Here is a 15,882-nt window from a genome sequence, read left to right as displayed (position 1 = left end):
GCGGGAACCTCTGCCGTTGGCCGGCGTTAGCACCTGCGTCGTCGGCGGGGGTGCGCCCGGCGACGCGGGGCTAGCGTAATGGGCCAGTTTCTCAGTCGGGCGACGATCCGGTTCGCATCGTCGGTCGATCGCCCGGTTCTTCGGTTCTGCCTGGCCGGCGCGGCCGTGGCGCTGGCGGCGGCCGCCCGCGTGGGCGCGGCGACCCTGACCGACCACCCCAGCAATTTCCCGCCCTTCTTCGTGGCGGTGATGCTGGCCGCCCTGGTCGGCGGCCTATGGGCGGGCCTGGCCTCGGTGCTGGCCAGCGCCCTGCTGGTCCGCCTGTTGTGGATGAGCGGTCCGCTGGAGACCGCCCAGGCCGCGCAACTGGCCACCTTCGGCCTGAGCAGCGGCCTGATCGTGCTGTTCGTCGCCGCCCTGCGGCTGGCCGTGCGCAGCGGCCTGGCCGCCGAGGAGCGCTTCCGTATCGCCCAGGACGCCTCGCTCGACGCCTTCGTGATCCTCGAGCCCGTGCGGCGGGCGGGCCGGATCGACGACTTCCGCTGGACCTATGCCAATCCCGCCGCCCAGGCCCTGCGGCCGCGCGGCGTCTCCACCCTGATCGGCCGCCGGGTGCGCGACGTGTTTCGCGACGAGACGGGCCAGCAGATGATCGATCGCCTGACCCGCCTGCTCGACGAGGGCGGCCCCGACGACCTTGAGGTGCGCCGGGTGATCGACGGCGAGGAGCACTGGGTGCGCTCCAGCGGCGTACGCATCACCGAGGGGCTGGCGGTGACCTTTCGCGACGTGACCCGCGAGCGGCGCGCCCAGGCGGCCCTGCGCACCAGCGAGGAGCAGTTCCGGGGCGTGGCCAACGCCGCCCCGGTGATGATCTGGATTTCCGGCGTCGACGGCGCCTGCGTCTGGTTCAACGACGCCTGGCTGAAATTCACCGGCCGCAGCATGGAAGAAGAGCTGGGGCGCGGATGGGCGGCCGGCGTGCATCCCGACGACCTATCGGCCGCCGAGGGCGAGGCGGCCGCCGCCATCGAGGCTCGCCGGCCATTCCGCGCCGCCTTCCGCCTGCGCCGCGCCGACGGCGCCTGGCGCTGGATCAGCAGCGCCGGCGCCCCTCGCTACGACGCCTACGGCCAGTTCCAGGGCTATATCGGCAGCTGCTTCGACAATACCGAGGTGGTCGAGACCACGCTGGACCTCGAAGCCCGCGTCGTCGAGCGCACCGCCGCGCTCGAAGCCAGCATCGCCGAACGCGCCAAGACCGAGGCGGCGCTCGCCCAGTCGCAGCGGCTGGAGACCGTCGGCCGGCTGACCGGCGGGGTCGCCCACGACTTCAACAACCTGCTGACGGTGATGGTCGGCGGGCTCGACATGATCCTCAAGCGCCCCGACGACGTGGCGCGGGTGAAGCGCCTGGGCGAGGCGGCCCTGGCCGCCGGCCAGCGGGGCGAGCGCCTGACCCGCCAGCTGCTGGCCTTCTCGCGCAGCCAGGAACTGAAGCTGGAGGTCGTCGATATCGCCGGCCTGATCCTGCAGGTCGAGCCGCTCGTGCGCCGCGCCGCCGGCGACGCCAAGAGCCTGGTGGTCCGCGCCGACCGCGAGGCCGGCGCCAGCCGCGTCGACGCCGCCCAGTTCGAGGCGGCCCTGCTCAATCTGGTGGTCAACGCCGTCGACGCCACCCCCGACGACGGCACGATCACCGTCGAGGTCGCCTCCGAGCGCCTGGCCGAGGGACAGGCGGGCGAAGCCCCGGCCGGCGACTATGTGCGGGTGGCGGTCAGCGACACCGGCCATGGCATGTCGCCCGAGGTGCTGGGCCGGGTGTTCGAGCCGTTCTTCACCACCAAGGAGGTCGGCAAGGGCACGGGCCTTGGCCTGGCCCAGGTCTATGGTTTTGTGCGCCAGTGCGGCGGGGCGGTGACCATCGACAGCCAGGAGGGCAGGGGAACCACCGTCTCGCTGCACCTGCCGGCCGCCGCTTCCGACGGGATCGTCGCCGAGAAGGCCGAGGACGCGCCGATCGCCGATCTCACCGGCGTGCGGGTGCTGCTGGTCGAGGACGACGCCAGCGTCCGGGCCATCACGGAAGGCGCGCTGTCGGAGCTGGGCTGCGTCGTCGTCACCGCCGAGCACGGCCGCGCGGCCCTGGCCCGGCTGGAGACCGAGGCCGCCTTCGACGTCCTGCTGTCGGACCTCGTCATGCCGGGCGGCGTCAGCGGCGTGGAGCTGGGCCGTATCGTCGCCGAGCGTACGCCTGAGACGGCCGTGCTGCTGACCACCGGCTACGCGGGCGACCGCCTGGCCGCGGCCCTGGAAGACCTGCCCTGGCCGGTGCTGCGCAAGCCGTTCCGGATAGAGCAGCTGCACCGGGCCCTGGCCGAGGCGGTGCGCTAAAGATCCTCCCCCAGAGGGGGAGGTTCCTACCGCCGCCGGCTCAGGCCCCCCAGCAACCCCCGCATGATCTCGCGGCCGGCCTGGCTGGCCACGGTGCGCAGCAGCGACTTGGCGAAGGTCTCGGCCATGCCCTGGCGGTTGGACGACGCGCGGGGCCGCGAGGCGCGGGCGGCTTGGCGTTCTTCCTGGGCGCGCTCGCGTTCGCGCACCTTGGCTTCGGCCGCGCGCTGGCGGTCGGCTTCGGCGGCGCTGGCGGCGGCGGCTGCGTCCTTCTGGGCCTGGGCGGCGCGGCCCTGCAGGGTCTCGTAGGCCGAGGCGCGGTCCTGGGCGGTGTCGTAGAGGTCGGCCACCGGGCTCTTGGCCATGGCCGCGGCGCGCTCCTCCGGCGTCAGCGGGCCCAGGCGCGAGGCCGGCGGGCGGATCAGGGTCTTCTGCACCACGCACGGCGCGCCCTTGGCGTCGAGCACCGAGACCAGGGCCTCGCCCACGCCCAGGGCCTGGATGGTCTCTGCGGTGTCGAAGGCCGGATTGACCCGGAACGACTGGGCCGCCGCCTTCAGCCCCTTCTGGTCGGCGGGCGTGTAGGCGCGCAGCGCGTGCTGCACGCGCGCGCCCAGCTGGCCCAGCACCGCGTCGGGAATGTCGGCCGGGTTCTGGGTGACGAAATAGATGCCCACGCCCTTGGAGCGGATCAGGCGCACCACCTGCTCGATCTTCTCCAGCAAGGGCTTGGGCGCGTCGTTGAACAGCAGGTGCGCCTCGTCGAAGAAGAAGACGAGCTTGGGCTTTTCCGGATCGCCCACCTCGGGCAGCTCTTCGAAGAGCTCCGACAGCAGCCACAGCAGGAAGGTCGAATAGAGCTTGGGCGACTGGATCAGCCTGTCGGCCGCCAGGACGTTGACATAGCCGCGCCCGGCCACGTCGGTGCGCATGATGTCGGAGAGGTTCAGGGCCGGCTCGCCGAAGAAGTGCTCGGCCCCCTGCGTCTGCAGGGTCAGCAGCTTGCGCTGGATCGCGCCGACCGTGGCGGCCGAGACGTTGCCGTACTGGACGCCGATCTCGCCGGCGTTGTCGGCCACGTACTTCAGCGCCGCTTGAAGATCCTTCAGGTCGAGCAGCAAGAGGCCGTCCTGGTCGGCGACGTGGAAGGTGATGGTCAGCACCCCCTCCTGCACGTCGTTCAGCTCCAGGAGGCGCGACAGCAGCAGCGGCCCCATCTCGGAGATGGTCGTGCGGATCGGGTGGCCCTTCTCGCCGAACAGGTCCCAGAAGATGGTCGGCGGGGCCGCCGGGGTCAGGGTGATGTCCATCGACGCGGCGCGGGCCAGCATCTTCTCGTTGGGCGTGCCCAGGGCGGCGACGCCCGAGAGGTCGCCCTTCACGTCGGCGGCGAACACCGGCACGCCCGCGTCGGCGAAGGCCTGGGCCATGACCTGCAGCGTCACCGTCTTGCCGGTGCCGGTGGCGCCGGCCACCACGCCGTGGCGGTTCGAGCGGTCCAGCCGCTGGGTGACGGGGCCCTCGCCAAGGCCGATGAGGATTTCACCGTCGCCGATCGCCAAGGTCATGCGCAACTTCCCTACATGATTGAGGCTTAAGCCTAGCTCCGGCCTTGTCTCTCGCCAATCGGCCTGAACAATGTCCGGCAAGACTTACGCCAGCAGAGATTCCCGTCGATGACGACCTTCACGCCCTCGATCACCAGCCGCAACGCCGTCGTCTTCCTGGCGGTGGTCGCGGCGGGTGCGGCCCTCTACTACATGCGCGGCATCCTCACCCCTCTGGTCCTGGCCATCTTCCTGGCCGTGATGATCGACAGTTTCGCCCGCGTGCTGACCGTGCGGGTGCCGAAGTTCCCGCAGAAGCTGGCCCTGCCGACGGCCATCGTGCTGTCGCTGCTGCTGTTCGGCGGCTCGGTGTGGATCGTGGTCGAGAACGGTGCGGGCTTCGTGGGCCAGGCCAAGGCCTACGCCCCGCGCCTCAACGAGGTGATCGCCAAGATCGCCGGCCTGGTGGGCGTGCGCGTGGCGCCCACGCTCGACGACGTGATCGCCCAGCTCAATCCGCAGCAATATGTCGGCGCGATCGCCGGCAGCCTGCAGAACTTCGCCTCCAACGCCGTGCTGGTGCTGATCTATCTGGGCTTCATCATCGCCTCGCGCCGTGGCTTCTCGCGCAAGATCGTCGCCCTGTTCCCGCACCACGCCGAGCGCGACCGTTCGGTCCAGCTGTTCCAGCGCATCCGCAACGGCGTGGAACAGTACCTGTGGATCCAGACCGTCACCGGCCTGATGATCGCCGTGGCCGCCTGGGCGGTGATGGCCCTGGTCGGGCTCGACAACGCCTTCTTCTGGGCTTTCCTGATCTTCATCGCCGCCTACATCCCGATCATCGGCGGGGCCATCGGCTGCATCCTGCCGCCGCTGTTTGCTTTGGTGCAGTTTCCCCACACCCTTCTGCCGGCCCTGATCCTTGCCGGGTCCCTGCAGGTGATCTTCTTCGTCGTCGGCAATGTCGTGCTGCCGCGCATGCAGGGCGACAGCCTGAACATGGACCCCACCGTCGTCCTGCTTTCCCTGGCCGTCTGGGGCGCGCTGTGGGGCGGCATCGGCATGTTCCTGTCGACGCCCCTGACCGTGGCCCTGATGCTGATCCTGGCCCAGTTCGACGGCACCCGCTGGATCGCCATCCTGCTGTCGGAAGACGGCGATCCGACCAGTGAGCGGGCCACTGGCCACGGCCCCGCGGGGGTCGCCAAACAGGGATCTCCGAGAAAAAAGCCAAGTTCGAAAAAAGGGACTTAAATTTCCTGGGAGCGCTCCTATCTAGAGTTGGCGCCGGGAGCCCCCCAATCCCGGTCCCGCGCGACGCCGGCCTGCTTTACTTGGCGCGTCGAACGCGGAAAACGCCCGCCGCTTCCCCCCAGGCGGGCCTGCGCCGCCGGTCTCCCCCCACCGGCGGCGCTTCCGTGTTCGGAAAGCAGCATTTCCGAACAATCCTCGGGCGGGGCGTCCGAATACAAATGTGGGTGGCGCTTCCTTCGGAATTTGGCAGTTTAGGCAAAATATTGTTCGGTTCTCAGGCGTGTCGGTTGAATGCGCGTGGGAAAGGGCTAGGTTGTCGCCAAAAATTCGCGAGGAAAAACCCATGGTCGGCGAGATTGACCGCAAGGCGAACCAACAGGCGTCCAGCGCCCAGGGCACGGCCCTGAGCGCGGCTCTGGAAACGGCTTTCGGCGGTGCGCTCACCCCTGTCCAGGCCCAGTTCGCGGCCCTGGCCGCGGAAGACTGGTCGGCCGAGGAGCTGCCCGGCCTGCAGGCTGGAGACGTGGCCGCGGAGCTCGCCGCCCTCTACCGTTTCGCCGAGGCCTCCGCCGACGAACCCCTGGCCCTGCGCGTGCGCGCCGCCCAGGGCGGCGACGTGCTCGAGATCGTCCAGCCCGACCGTCCCTTCCTCGTCGATTCGATCATGGGCGCCATCGCCGAGACCGGCTTCTCGGTGCGGGCCATGTTCCACCCGATGGTCGAGCTGGCCGGCCAGCGCCGCTCGCTGATCCAGGTGTGGCTGGAGCCGGTCGGCGCCGACCGCGAGGCGGCCCTGCTGACCGCCGTCCGCGACGCCCTGGCCGACGTCCATCGCGCCGTCGACGACTTCGACGCCATGCGCGCCCTGATGCGCCGCACGATCGACGAGCTGCGCGGCGCCCAGGTCGAGATTCCGGCCGAAGAGCGGGCCGAAGGCCTGGACTTCCTCGACTGGCTGGAAGGCGACCACTTCGTGTTCCTGGGCGCGCGGGTCTACGAATATCCCCGCACCGCCGACGGCGGCTATGCCGCCGAAGAGCCCCTGTACCAGCCGGAAGGCAGCCTGGGCGTGCTGCGCGACCAGACCCGCACCGTCCTGCGCCGCGAAAGCGAGCCGGCGATCCTGTCGCCGCAGGTGCGCGACCACTTGCTGCTGGGCGCCCCGCTGGTCGTGGCCAAGTCGAACCTGCGCTCGCGCGTCCATCGCCGCGGCTACATGGACTATGTCGGCGTGCGCCGCTACGGCGCCGACGGCAAGCCCTCGGGCGAGGTCCGGTTCGTCGGCCTGTTCACCGCCGAGGCCTATGAGACCCCCGCCCACGAGGTGCCGCTGATCCGCCGCAAGGTCGAGCACGTGCTCGGCCAGGCCGGCAAGGATCCCGACAGCCACAACGGCAAGCGCCTGCGCAACATCCTCGAGACCTGGCCGCGCGACGAGCTGTTCCAGATCGAGGAGGGCGACCTGCTCTCCATGGCCCTGGGCGTGCTGCACCTCTACGACCGCCCGCGCGTGCGCCTGTTCACCCGCCGCGACCCGTTCGACCGCTTCATCTCGGCCCTGCTGTTCGTCCCGCGCGAGCGCTATGACTCGGGCGTGCGCCAGCGCGCCGGCGACCTGCTGAGCGAGGCCTTCGAGGGCCGCGTCTCGGCCTATTACCCGAGCTTCTCCGACGCTCCGCTGGCGCGTGTCCACTACATCCTCGGCGTCAAGCCGGGCGTCCATCCCGAGCCGGACCTGGCCGCGCTGGAAGCGGCCATCGCCGAGACCACCCGCACCTGGGACGACCGCTTCGAAGCCATCGTCCGCGAGCGCGGCGCCACCCGTCCGGTGGTCGACACCCTCGCGCGCTGGACCGGCGCCTTCCCGCCCGGCTATCGCGACCAGTACGACGCGCCCGAGGCCCTGGCCGACATCGCGGTGGTCGACGACCTGAAGGCCGGCGAGGCCGTGCGGGTGCGGGCCTTCCGCCGCGACGGCGACGACGCCATGACCTTCCGCTTCAAGCTCTATCGTCCGGGCGCGGCCGCGCCGCTGGCCGACGTGCTGCCCATCCTCGAGCACATGGGCCTGAAGGCCCTTATCGAGGACGGCTTCAAGCTGAAGCCCACCATCGACGGCCTGAGGGCCCCGACCTGGGTGCACGAGTTCGTGCTGCGCGACGAGGAAGGCGAGCACCTGTCGTTCGCCGACGTGAAGGGCGCCTTCGAGGCCGCCTTCGTCGCCATCTGGACGGGCAAGGCCGAAAGCGACGGCTTCAACCGCCTGGTGCTGGAACTGGGCATCGGCTGGCGCGAGGCCGCGCTGGTCCGAGGCCTGGCCCGCTATCGCCAGCAGACGGGCCTCGATCCGTCGCAGGCCGTGCAGGAAGCCGCCCTGGCCGACAATCCGGGCGTCGCGCGCCTGATCCTGGATCTCTTCCGCATCAAGTTCGACCCGGCCATCGCCGCCGACCTGACCGCCCGCAAGGCGCAGGCGCAGGCCGTGGCGGAAAAGATCACCGAGGCCCTGCAGGCGGTCGAAAGCCTGGACGCCGACCGCGCGCTGCGCCGCATCGCCGCACTGGTGGGCGCGATCCAGCGCACCAACTTCTACCAGTCCGGCGAGGACGGCGCGGCCAAGCCGCACATCAGCTTCAAGATCGCCTCGCGCGAACTGGCCGACCTGCCCGCGCCCAAGCCCTATCGCGAAATCTACGTCTCGGCCCCGCACGTCGAGGGCGTGCACCTGCGCTTCGGCCCCGTCGCCCGCGGCGGCCTGCGCTGGAGCGACCGCCGCGACGACTTCCGCACCGAGGTCCTGGGCCTGGTGAAGGCCCAGCAGGTCAAGAACGCGGTCATCGTGCCGGTCGGCTCGAAGGGCGGCTTCTATCCCAAGCAGCTGCCGCGCGGCGGCGACCGCGACGCCATCCAGGCCGAGGCCATCCGCGCCTACAAGACCTTCCTGTCGGGCCTCTTGGACATCACCGACAACATCGACGCCGACAACCAGGTGATCGCCCCGCCGGCGGTGGTCGCCCACGACGGCGAGGATCCCTACCTGGTCGTCGCCGCCGACAAGGGCACGGCCACCTTCTCCGACATCGCCAACGGTCTGGCGGAATCCTACGGCTTCTGGCTGGGCGACGCCTTCGCCTCGGGCGGTTCGGTCGGCTACGACCACAAGGTCATGGGCATCACCGCCCGCGGCGCCTGGGAGGCGGTCAAGCGCCACTTCCGGGAACTCGGCAAGGATATCCAGGCAGAGCCCTTCACCGTGGTCGGCGTGGGCGACATGTCGGGCGACGTGTTCGGCAACGGCATGCTGCTGTCCAAGCAGACCAAGCTCTTGGCCGCCTTCGACCACCGTCACATCTTCCTCGATCCCGATCCGGATCCGGCCGTCTCGTGGGCCGAGCGCGACCGCATGTTCAAGCTGCCGCGTTCCTCGTGGGCCGACTATGACGCCAGCAAGCTCTCCAAGGGCGGGGCCATCGTGCCGCGTAACCAGAAGGAGATCCCGCTGTCGCCCGAGGTCCAGGCGATGCTCGACCTGAAGGCCGCCAGCGTCTCGCCGGCCGAGCTGATGACCGCGATCCTCAAGTCGCGCGCCGAGCTGCTCTATCTCGGCGGCATCGGCACCTATGTGAAGGCCAAGGGCGAGACCAACGCCGACGCCGGCGACAAGGCCAACGACGCCATCCGCGTCAACGGCGCCGACCTGCGCGTCAAGGTGGTGGGCGAGGGCGCGAACCTCGGCCTCACCCAAGCGGGCCGCATTGAGTTCGCGCAAGCTGGCGGCCACTCGAACACCGACGCCATCGACAACAGCGCCGGCGTCGACAGCTCCGACCACGAGGTCAACATCAAGATCCTCACCGGCCTGCTGGAGCGCTCGGGCGAGCTGACCCGTCCGGACCGCAACACGCTGCTGGCCTCGATGACCGACGACGTCGCCCATCACGTGCTGGAGCACAACTACGACCAGACCCTGGCCCTGACGCTGCTCGAAAGCGACAGCGCCGAGGAGCTGGAGGCCCACGCCCGCTTCATGAGCGAGCTGGAGGCCCGCGGCCGCCTGGACCGCAAGGTCGAGGGCCTGCCCGAGGCCGCCGTCCTGGCCGACCGCGCCCAGGCCAGGAAGGGCCTGACGCGTCCGGAGCTGGCCGTGCTGCTGGCCTACGGCAAGCTGGATCTGTTCGACGACATCATCGCCTCGCGCGCGCCGGATGATCCCTGGTTCGAGACCACCCTGCGCGGCTACTTCCCCAAGGCGCTGGGCGTCTATGCCGACGCGATGCAGAAGCACCGCCTGAAGCGCGAGATCATCGCCACGGTGGTCGGCAACCAGATGGTCAACATGTGCGGCCCGACCTTCCCGAGCCGCCTGAGGGCCGCCGCCGGCTGCGACGTCGAGGCCCTGGTGGTCGGCTTCGCCGCCGCCCGCGAGATCCTGGGCGTCGACGCCCTGTGGGACCAGGTCTCGGCCCTGGACAACCGGGCCGGCGCCGAGGGCCAGACCGCCCTCTACAAGGCCCTGGCCTACGCCCTGCGCAGCCTGACCTTCTGGCTGGCCCGCCGGGCCTTCCGCGACAAGTCCAGCGTCCAGCAACTGGTCGAGGCCTATGGTCCGTCGGTGGCGGCCCTGAAGGACAAGACCCCGGCCATCCTGTCGGCCTTCGAGCAGAAGACCACGGCCAAGCGCGCCAAGGCCTATGTCGCCGACGGCGCGCCCCAGGCCCTGGCCGAAGCGGTCGCCGCCCTGCAGCCGGTGACCACGGCCGCCGACCTCGTCGACCTGGGCAATGCGTCCAGCTGGTCGGTCGAGAACGTCGCCCGTCTCTATCACCAGGTCGGCGCGGCGCTGGGCTTCGACCGCCTGCGCTGGGCGGCCGGTCAGTTCGTCGGCGGCGACAGCTTCGAGCGCCTGGCCGTGCGTCGCCTGATCGAGGATCTGCTGTTCGAGCAGGCCGCCATCACCCAGGCGGTGCTGAAGTTCTCGGCCAACGCCCAGGCCGGCGACGACGAGGCCTCGGCCAAGCAGGCGGTCGCCTCCTGGGCGGCCCTGCGCGCCGACCGCGTCAAGGCCGCCAAGCGCACGGTGGAAGACATCGAACAGGCCGGCGGCGGCTGGACCTTCGCCAAGCTCACCATCGCCAACGCAGCGCTGCGCGAGCTGTCGGTGCAGGGGTAATCCGGATCCCTCTCGTCGTTCTCCACCCCTCCCCTTGTCGGGGAGGGGCAGGGGCGGGGGTGACCACGGCGGCGGACGCGGCGCATCGCGGCCAAGTCAGCAACACCTCCATCCCCCGACCCTTCCCCCATCAAGGGGGAAGGGAATAGAGACTACCCCCCGCCCGCGACGCAGGCCACCATCGCCGCCGAACTCCGGGGGGAACGGGCCCGATGGCCGCTGACAAAGACCGCATCATCCTGCTCGACGCCCTGCGGGGGCTGGGGGTGCTGGGCATCCTCCTGTGCAACGCGCCGGGCTTTGCGTTTCCCATGGAGCTCAGCGACAGCGTGCGCGCCTGGCCGTTCGGGACGGGGCCGGGGACGATGTCGGTGTGGCTGGTCACCCAGTGGCTGTTCCAGCGCAAGTTCGTCACCCTGTTCTCGATGCTGTTCGGGATCTCGATGTTCCTGGTCGGCGGCGAGAAGGGACCTGAGGGCAGGGGCGGAGTGCTCTACCGCCGCCTCGGCTGGCTCCTGGTGTTCGGGATCATTCACGGCTTCGCCATCTGGTGGGGCGACGTGCTGCTGAGCTACGCCCTGGCCGGTTTCGCCGTGGCCCAGGCCCGTTCGTGGCCGGCCCGCCGGCTGCTGTCCTGGGGGATAGGCCTGTGGGCCGCCTTCGCGCTGGTGACCCTGCTGGCCCTCGCCACGCCCGCCGACGTCGCCGCTGACGCCGTGCAGGAGGCCGCCCGAGGAGCGGCGGCGATCGCCGCCTATCGCGGCGACTTCCTGTCGTCCCTGGCGATCAACGCCCGCGAGCGGCTGGAGAACCTGCCCTTCGAGCCGATCATCTTCCTGCTTACGACCGGCCTTATGATGATCGGCCTGGGCGCCTACAAGAAAGGCGTGTTCACGGGCGCAGTCTCCAGCCGGACCTACGGGGTGCTGATCGCGGTCGGCCTGGCCGCCCTCGCCCTGGTCGGCTGGCCCTACTTCGCCTTTGCGCTGAACGGCATGCAGGAACGCGACCTGCGCCTTGCCGAGGTCTTGCAGATGGTCACCGCGCCGCTCACCACCCTGGCCTATGTGGGCTTGATGGCCCTGGCGGCGCGTTCGGCCGGTTTCTGGAAGAAGATCCCCGCCGTCCTGGCGCCCGTCGGCCAGATGGCCTTCACAAACTATATCGCCCAGTCGCTGGTGATGACCGCCATCTTCTACGGCGGCCGCGGTCTTGGCCTTTTCGCCCGCCTCGATCGTCCGGCCTTGGCCCTGATCGTGGTCGCGATCTGGATCGCCCAGGTGCTGTGGTCGCGCTGGTGGCTGGAGCGCTTTTCCATGGGGCCGCTGGAGTGGGTCTGGCGCCGGCTCTATCGCGGGCCGACGCAGCTGGGGCGCGGGTAGACGCTTCCCCCGAAGGGGAACTGTCGCGGAGCGGCCGAGCGAAGTGTCCGCCAACGTCTCGTCAGCTGAAGGCGCCCCCCCTCCAACGCTTCGCGCCACCTCCGCCAGAGGGGGAGGATCTCTTTTCCGAATAACCCTGTGCGTCATAAGGTTGTCGCGGGCCGCCGCTAACGCCACCGCAAGACGTCGCGGGCGTCCAGTCGGGGAGTGCGTTGCATGAAGATCGATCGTCGCGGGCTTCTGGCCCTGCTCGGCTCCGGCGCGGCTACGCCCGTCGCGGCCGCCGCTTCCAAGACCTTCGAGGGCGAAGTCCGCTTCGCCCACGGCTTGGCTTCGGGCGATCCGCTTTCGGACCGGGTGATCCTGTGGACACGCATCACCGCCGACGGGGCCGGCGCGCCCGTCGCCCTGCGCTGGGACGTGGCGACCGACGAAGGCTTCAAGACCATCGTCGCCCAGGGCCAGGCGCTCACCGACGCCGGCCGCGACTGGACGGTCAAGGTCGATGCGACGGGCCTGAAACCGGGCACGGACTATCACTTCCGCTTCCGCCCGCTGAAGGCCGGCAAGCCGGTGGGCGAGGGGATCGTCGGCCGCACCCGCACCCTGCCGCAGGGATCGGTGAAGGACGTGGTCCTGGCCGTCGCCTCCTGCTCGCTCTATCCGAACGGCTACTTCACCGCCTACGACGCCATCGCCAGGCTGCCGCGCGTCGACGCGGTGCTGCACCTGGGCGACTACATCTACGAGTATGGCGGCGGTCCCAAGGACTACGGCATGAGCTCGCCGGTCGCCGCCCAGCGCCAGCCCGATCCGCCGCACGAGATCGTCTCGCTCAGCGACTACCGCCGCCGCCACGCGATCTACAAGACCGATCCGATGCTGCAGGCCGCCCACGCCCGCGCGCCGTGGATCGTGGTCTGGGACGACCACGAGACGGCCAATGACAGCTGGGTCGGCGGGGCCGAGAACCACGATCCTGAAAAGGGCGAGGGCGACTGGGCCGCGCGCAAGGCCGCCGCGCTCAAGGCCTATTACGAGTGGATGCCGATCCGCGAGCCCTCGGCCGGAACCCTGCCGGAGGCCGCCTGGCGTCGCTTCCAGTTCGGCGATGTCGCCACCCTCCTGATGGTCGAGACGCGCCTCACCGCCCGCACTGAGCAGTTGGACTACGCCAAGGACCTGGCGTTCTCGGCCGACGGCAAGCCGCAGGTCGAGGCCTTCGTCGCCAAGTGGAAGGACCCATCGCGCCGGATGATGGGCGAGGGCCAGGAGCAGTGGCTGGCCCGCGAGGTCGACGCCTCGGTCAAGGCCGGCACGGCCTGGCAGGTGCTGGGCAACCAGGTGGTCATGGCCCGCGTCGCCGCCCCCAACCTGAAGGCCACGATGGGCGCTGGGAAGTTCGACGCCATGGTCGCGGCCCTGCCCGACTACGCCCGGGGCCGGGTGGCCAAGAGCGTGGCCATGTCGGCCTTCGACATCCCGTCCAATCTCGACGCCTGGGACGGCTATCCGGTCGATCGCCAGCGGGTCTACGACATCTTCAAGGCCAGCAAGGCCGCCCCGATCGTGCTGGCCGGCGACAGCCACATGTTCTGGGCCAACGAGCTGTGGGATGACACCGGCTCCAGCCGCGTGGCCGCTGAGTTCGGCGCAACCTCGATCACCTCGCCCGGCTACGGCGACCTGATGCCGGGCGCGCCGATCGGCGAGGCCTTCGTGCAGCGCAATCGCGAGGTCAAGTACGCTCACCCCAGCGCCAAGGGCTTCGTCCTGCTGACCCTGGAGAAGGGCAAGGCCACCGGCGAGCTGGTCGCCGTCTCGACCATCCTGTCGACCGACTACACCACCAGCGTGCTGAAGACGTTCGTGGTGACGCCTGCCGAGGGCGGCGGGGTGAAGGCGCTCAGCGAAGCGTAAGGGGCGTTGCGTGCTTCGGGGCCCGCTGCGCGGGCGCCTCGGGATGGGGAGCTGGCAGCTCTGAACTCCTCGTCCTTAGGTGCGAGGCGGCGCCGAGCCTCGAAGGACGCACGGCAGTTCAGCGCCGCTCCAACGCCAGGCGCAGGCCGAAGGCGATGAACACCCCGCCGCTGATGCGGTCGAGCCAGCGCACCACGGCCGCCTCGCGCAGCAGGCCGGCGAGCGGCGCGGTGGCGGCGATCAGCAGGCCGGCCCAGGCCAGGCCCAGCAGCACATGGATCCCCGCCAGCAGCGTGCCGAACACGCCAGGATTGGCGCCGGCCGGCACGAACTGCGGCAGGAACGAGATGTAGAACACCCCGACCTTGGGATTGAGCAGGTTGGTGAACAGGCCCCGCCGGAACGAGTCCGCCAGCCCGCCGCCGGTGGGCGACACCGCGCCCGGCTCGAAGCGGTCGCGGGGCTTCCACAGCATCTTCACGCCCATCCAGACCAGATACGCCGCGCCGGCCCACTTCAGCGCCGTATAGGCCAGTTCCGAAGCGGTCAGCAGAGCGCCTGCCCCGAAGGCCGCGGCCATCCCCCAGACCAGGCAGCCCATGCCGATGCCCATAGCCGCGGCAGCCGCCCGGCGTGGGCCCTCGGTGGCGGCGCTGCGCAGGACGAGCGCGGTGTCGAGGCCCGGGGTGATGGTCAGCAAGGACGCGGCCAGGGTGAAGGCCAGCAGGGCCTCAGGCGTGGTCATGGACGTGCTCTTCTTCCCGCTCGACCAGCTGGCCGTTCTCCCAGACGCGATAGAAGCACGAGCGGAAGCCCACGTGACAGGCCCCGCCGTCGCCCTGCGGCCGCACCTTGATCACGACCGCGTCCTGGTCGCAGTCGATCCGCACCTGGGTGACGATCTGCAGCTGGCCGCTGGTCTCGCCCTTCTTCCAAAGGCCGTTGCGCGAGCGGCTGAAATAGTGGGCCACGCCAGTGTCCAGCGTCAGCTTCAGGGCCTCGTCGTTCATCCAGGCCAGCATCAGGATCTCGCCGGTGTCGGCATGCTGGGCGACCGCGGCCACCAGGCCGTTGGCGTCGAAGCGCGGGGCGAGAGCCGGGCCCCGTTCCAGGGCCTGCTTGTCGGGGGCGGCGGGGAAGATCGGGCTGGTCATCAATGACATATGGCGCATCACCCCCGGTTTGGGCTAGCCTCCGCGCACCGGCGGGGGACGGAACGACAGGGACGATGGACCTCAAGTCCAGGATCAAGGATGGCGTGGCGGCGTTGGACCGCTGGGCGCGTCCATGGGCGCAGCGCTCGAAGGCCAACGCATGGGCCTACGAGTTCCTGCTGTTCGGCCTCAAGCAGGCCTGGGCGTGCCTGTTCGGGGGCCTGATGCTGGCCCTGCTGGTCGGCACCTACCTGTTCTGGCCTCACGACGCGGCGCTCGCCCGCTACGACTTTCTCGTCATCGCCTCGGTCGCCATCCAGGCGCTGCTGCTGTTGCTCAAGCTCGAACGCTGGGACGAGGCGGCGGTGATCCTGATCTTCCACATGGTCGGCACGGTCATGGAGATCTTCAAGACCGCCCACGGCTCGTGGATCTATCCCGAGGACAGCGTCCTGCGGATCGGCGGCGTGCCGCTGTTCACCGGCTTCATGTACGCCTGCGTCGGCAGCTACATCGCCCGCGCCTGGCGGCTCTTCGAGTTCACCTTCGTGCGCTATCCGCCGTTCTGGAGCGCGCATATCCTGGCGGTGCTGATCTACATCAACTTCTTCAGCCACCACTACGTCACCGACATGCGGCTGGGCCTGTTCGTGCTGTCGGCGCTGCTGTTCGGCCGCTGCTGGATCGTCTACACGCCCGATCGCGTCGCGCGGCGCATGCCGCTGCTGCTGGGCCTGATGCTGGTGGCGCTGTTCATCTGGCTGGCCGAGAACCTGGGCACGGCCGCCGGCGCCTGGATCTATCCCAGCCAGCGCGAGGGCTGGCACATGGTGCCGATCGAGAAGCTGGGCGCCTGGTACCTGCTGATGACCATCAGCTTCGTGCTGGTCAGCCTCGTCCACCGCCCGCTCGACGCCTGCGTCGAACGCCTGCGCGAGGGGATCCGGGCGGCGGCGTAGAAACCCTCTCCCTGAAGGGTGTCGGCGAAGCCGACGGAGAGGGAAGGGGCTGAGGCCGTCCAGCATCTCGGAAGCTGAAAACGGCCCCCCTCCAGCCCT

At 70.0% G+C, this 15,882-nt stretch carries 9 protein-coding genes; 6 read left to right on the top strand and 3 right to left on the bottom strand.

Annotated features, from left to right (window positions below; genetic code table 11):
• Positions 1–78: 78 nt before the first annotated feature.
• Complete coding sequence (locus DDF67_RS18940; RefSeq protein ID WP_109102396.1) at positions 79–2,394, top strand: ATP-binding protein; 2,316 nt, start codon at positions 79–81, stop codon at positions 2,392–2,394.
• A gap of 26 nt (positions 2,395–2,420) precedes the next feature.
• Here DDF67_RS18940 and DDF67_RS18935 read toward each other — a convergent pair whose 3' ends face one another.
• Positions 2,421–3,962 carry a helicase HerA-like domain-containing protein gene (locus DDF67_RS18935; protein WP_109102395.1) on the bottom strand — a complete coding sequence of 514 codons (1,542 nt, stop codon included), beginning with the start codon at positions 3,960–3,962 and terminating at the stop codon, positions 2,421–2,423.
• 108 nt (positions 3,963–4,070) lie between these two features.
• Here DDF67_RS18935 and DDF67_RS18930 point away from each other — a divergent pair, with 108 nt between their 5' ends.
• From DDF67_RS18930 to DDF67_RS18915, 4 genes are all read left to right on the top strand, one after another.
• Positions 4,071–5,198 carry an AI-2E family transporter gene (locus tag DDF67_RS18930; protein WP_109102394.1) on the top strand — a complete coding sequence of 376 codons (1,128 nt, stop codon included), beginning with the start codon at positions 4,071–4,073 and terminating at the stop codon, positions 5,196–5,198.
• Between the two features lie 343 nt (positions 5,199–5,541).
• Positions 5,542–10,368, top strand: coding sequence for an NAD-glutamate dehydrogenase (locus DDF67_RS18925; protein WP_109102393.1), 4,827 nt, complete (start codon positions 5,542–5,544; stop codon positions 10,366–10,368).
• Between the two features lie 212 nt (positions 10,369–10,580).
• The gene (locus DDF67_RS18920; protein ID WP_109102392.1) at positions 10,581–11,750 is read left to right on the top strand and encodes a DUF418 domain-containing protein; all 1,170 of its coding nucleotides are present in this window, start codon (positions 10,581–10,583) and stop codon (positions 11,748–11,750) included.
• 216 nt (positions 11,751–11,966) lie between these two features.
• The gene (locus tag DDF67_RS18915; RefSeq protein WP_109102391.1) at positions 11,967–13,670 is read left to right on the top strand and encodes an alkaline phosphatase D family protein; all 1,704 of its coding nucleotides are present in this window, start codon (positions 11,967–11,969) and stop codon (positions 13,668–13,670) included.
• A 118-nt stretch (positions 13,671–13,788) separates the two neighbouring features.
• Here the strand turns inward: DDF67_RS18915 and DDF67_RS18910 are convergent, their stop codons facing one another.
• Positions 13,789–14,415 carry a LysE family translocator gene (locus tag DDF67_RS18910; protein WP_109102390.1) on the bottom strand — a complete coding sequence of 209 codons (627 nt, stop codon included), beginning with the start codon at positions 14,413–14,415 and terminating at the stop codon, positions 13,789–13,791.
• The gene (gene hisI / locus DDF67_RS18905; RefSeq protein WP_109102477.1) at positions 14,402–14,824 is read right to left on the bottom strand and encodes a phosphoribosyl-AMP cyclohydrolase; all 423 of its coding nucleotides are present in this window, start codon (positions 14,822–14,824) and stop codon (positions 14,402–14,404) included. Before hisI ends, DDF67_RS18910 begins: the two co-directional genes overlap by 14 nt.
• A 74-nt stretch (positions 14,825–14,898) precedes the next feature.
• On the opposite strand from hisI, the gene DDF67_RS18900 reads away from it, so the two are divergent.
• Positions 14,899–15,783: a DUF817 domain-containing protein gene (locus tag DDF67_RS18900; protein ID WP_109102389.1), complete on the top strand. Its 885-nt coding sequence runs from the start codon at positions 14,899–14,901 to the stop codon at positions 15,781–15,783.
• The last annotated feature ends 99 nt before the right edge of the window (positions 15,784–15,882 follow it).

It is taken from the genome of Caulobacter endophyticus, assembly GCF_003116815.1.
GTDB classification, from domain to species: Bacteria; Pseudomonadota; Alphaproteobacteria; order Caulobacterales; family Caulobacteraceae; genus Caulobacter; species Caulobacter endophyticus.
The sequence above is the reverse complement of the archived record's forward strand: the minus strand, read 5'-3'. Positions and strand labels throughout refer to the sequence as shown.

Excerpts from the sequence above, each read along its gene's own strand:
- DDF67_RS18920 (WP_109102392.1), top strand. The coding sequence starts at position 10,581 with ATGGCCGCTGACAAAGACCGCATCATCCTGCTCGACGCCCTGCGGGGG.
- DDF67_RS18940 (WP_109102396.1), top strand. The coding sequence starts at position 79 with ATGGGCCAGTTTCTCAGTCGGGCGACGATCCGGTTCGCATCGTCGGTC.
- DDF67_RS18925 (WP_109102393.1), top strand. The coding sequence starts at position 5,542 with ATGGTCGGCGAGATTGACCGCAAGGCGAACCAACAGGCGTCCAGCGCC.
- hisI (WP_109102477.1), bottom strand. The coding sequence starts at position 14,824 with ATGACCAGCCCGATCTTCCCCGCCGCCCCCGACAAGCAGGCCCTGGAA.
- DDF67_RS18930 (WP_109102394.1), top strand. The coding sequence starts at position 4,071 with ATGACGACCTTCACGCCCTCGATCACCAGCCGCAACGCCGTCGTCTTC.
- DDF67_RS18935 (WP_109102395.1), bottom strand. The coding sequence starts at position 3,962 with ATGACCTTGGCGATCGGCGACGGTGAAATCCTCATCGGCCTTGGCGAG.
- DDF67_RS18900 (WP_109102389.1), top strand. The coding sequence starts at position 14,899 with ATGGACCTCAAGTCCAGGATCAAGGATGGCGTGGCGGCGTTGGACCGC.
- DDF67_RS18915 (WP_109102391.1), top strand. The coding sequence starts at position 11,967 with ATGAAGATCGATCGTCGCGGGCTTCTGGCCCTGCTCGGCTCCGGCGCG.
- DDF67_RS18910 (WP_109102390.1), bottom strand. The coding sequence starts at position 14,415 with ATGACCACGCCTGAGGCCCTGCTGGCCTTCACCCTGGCCGCGTCCTTG.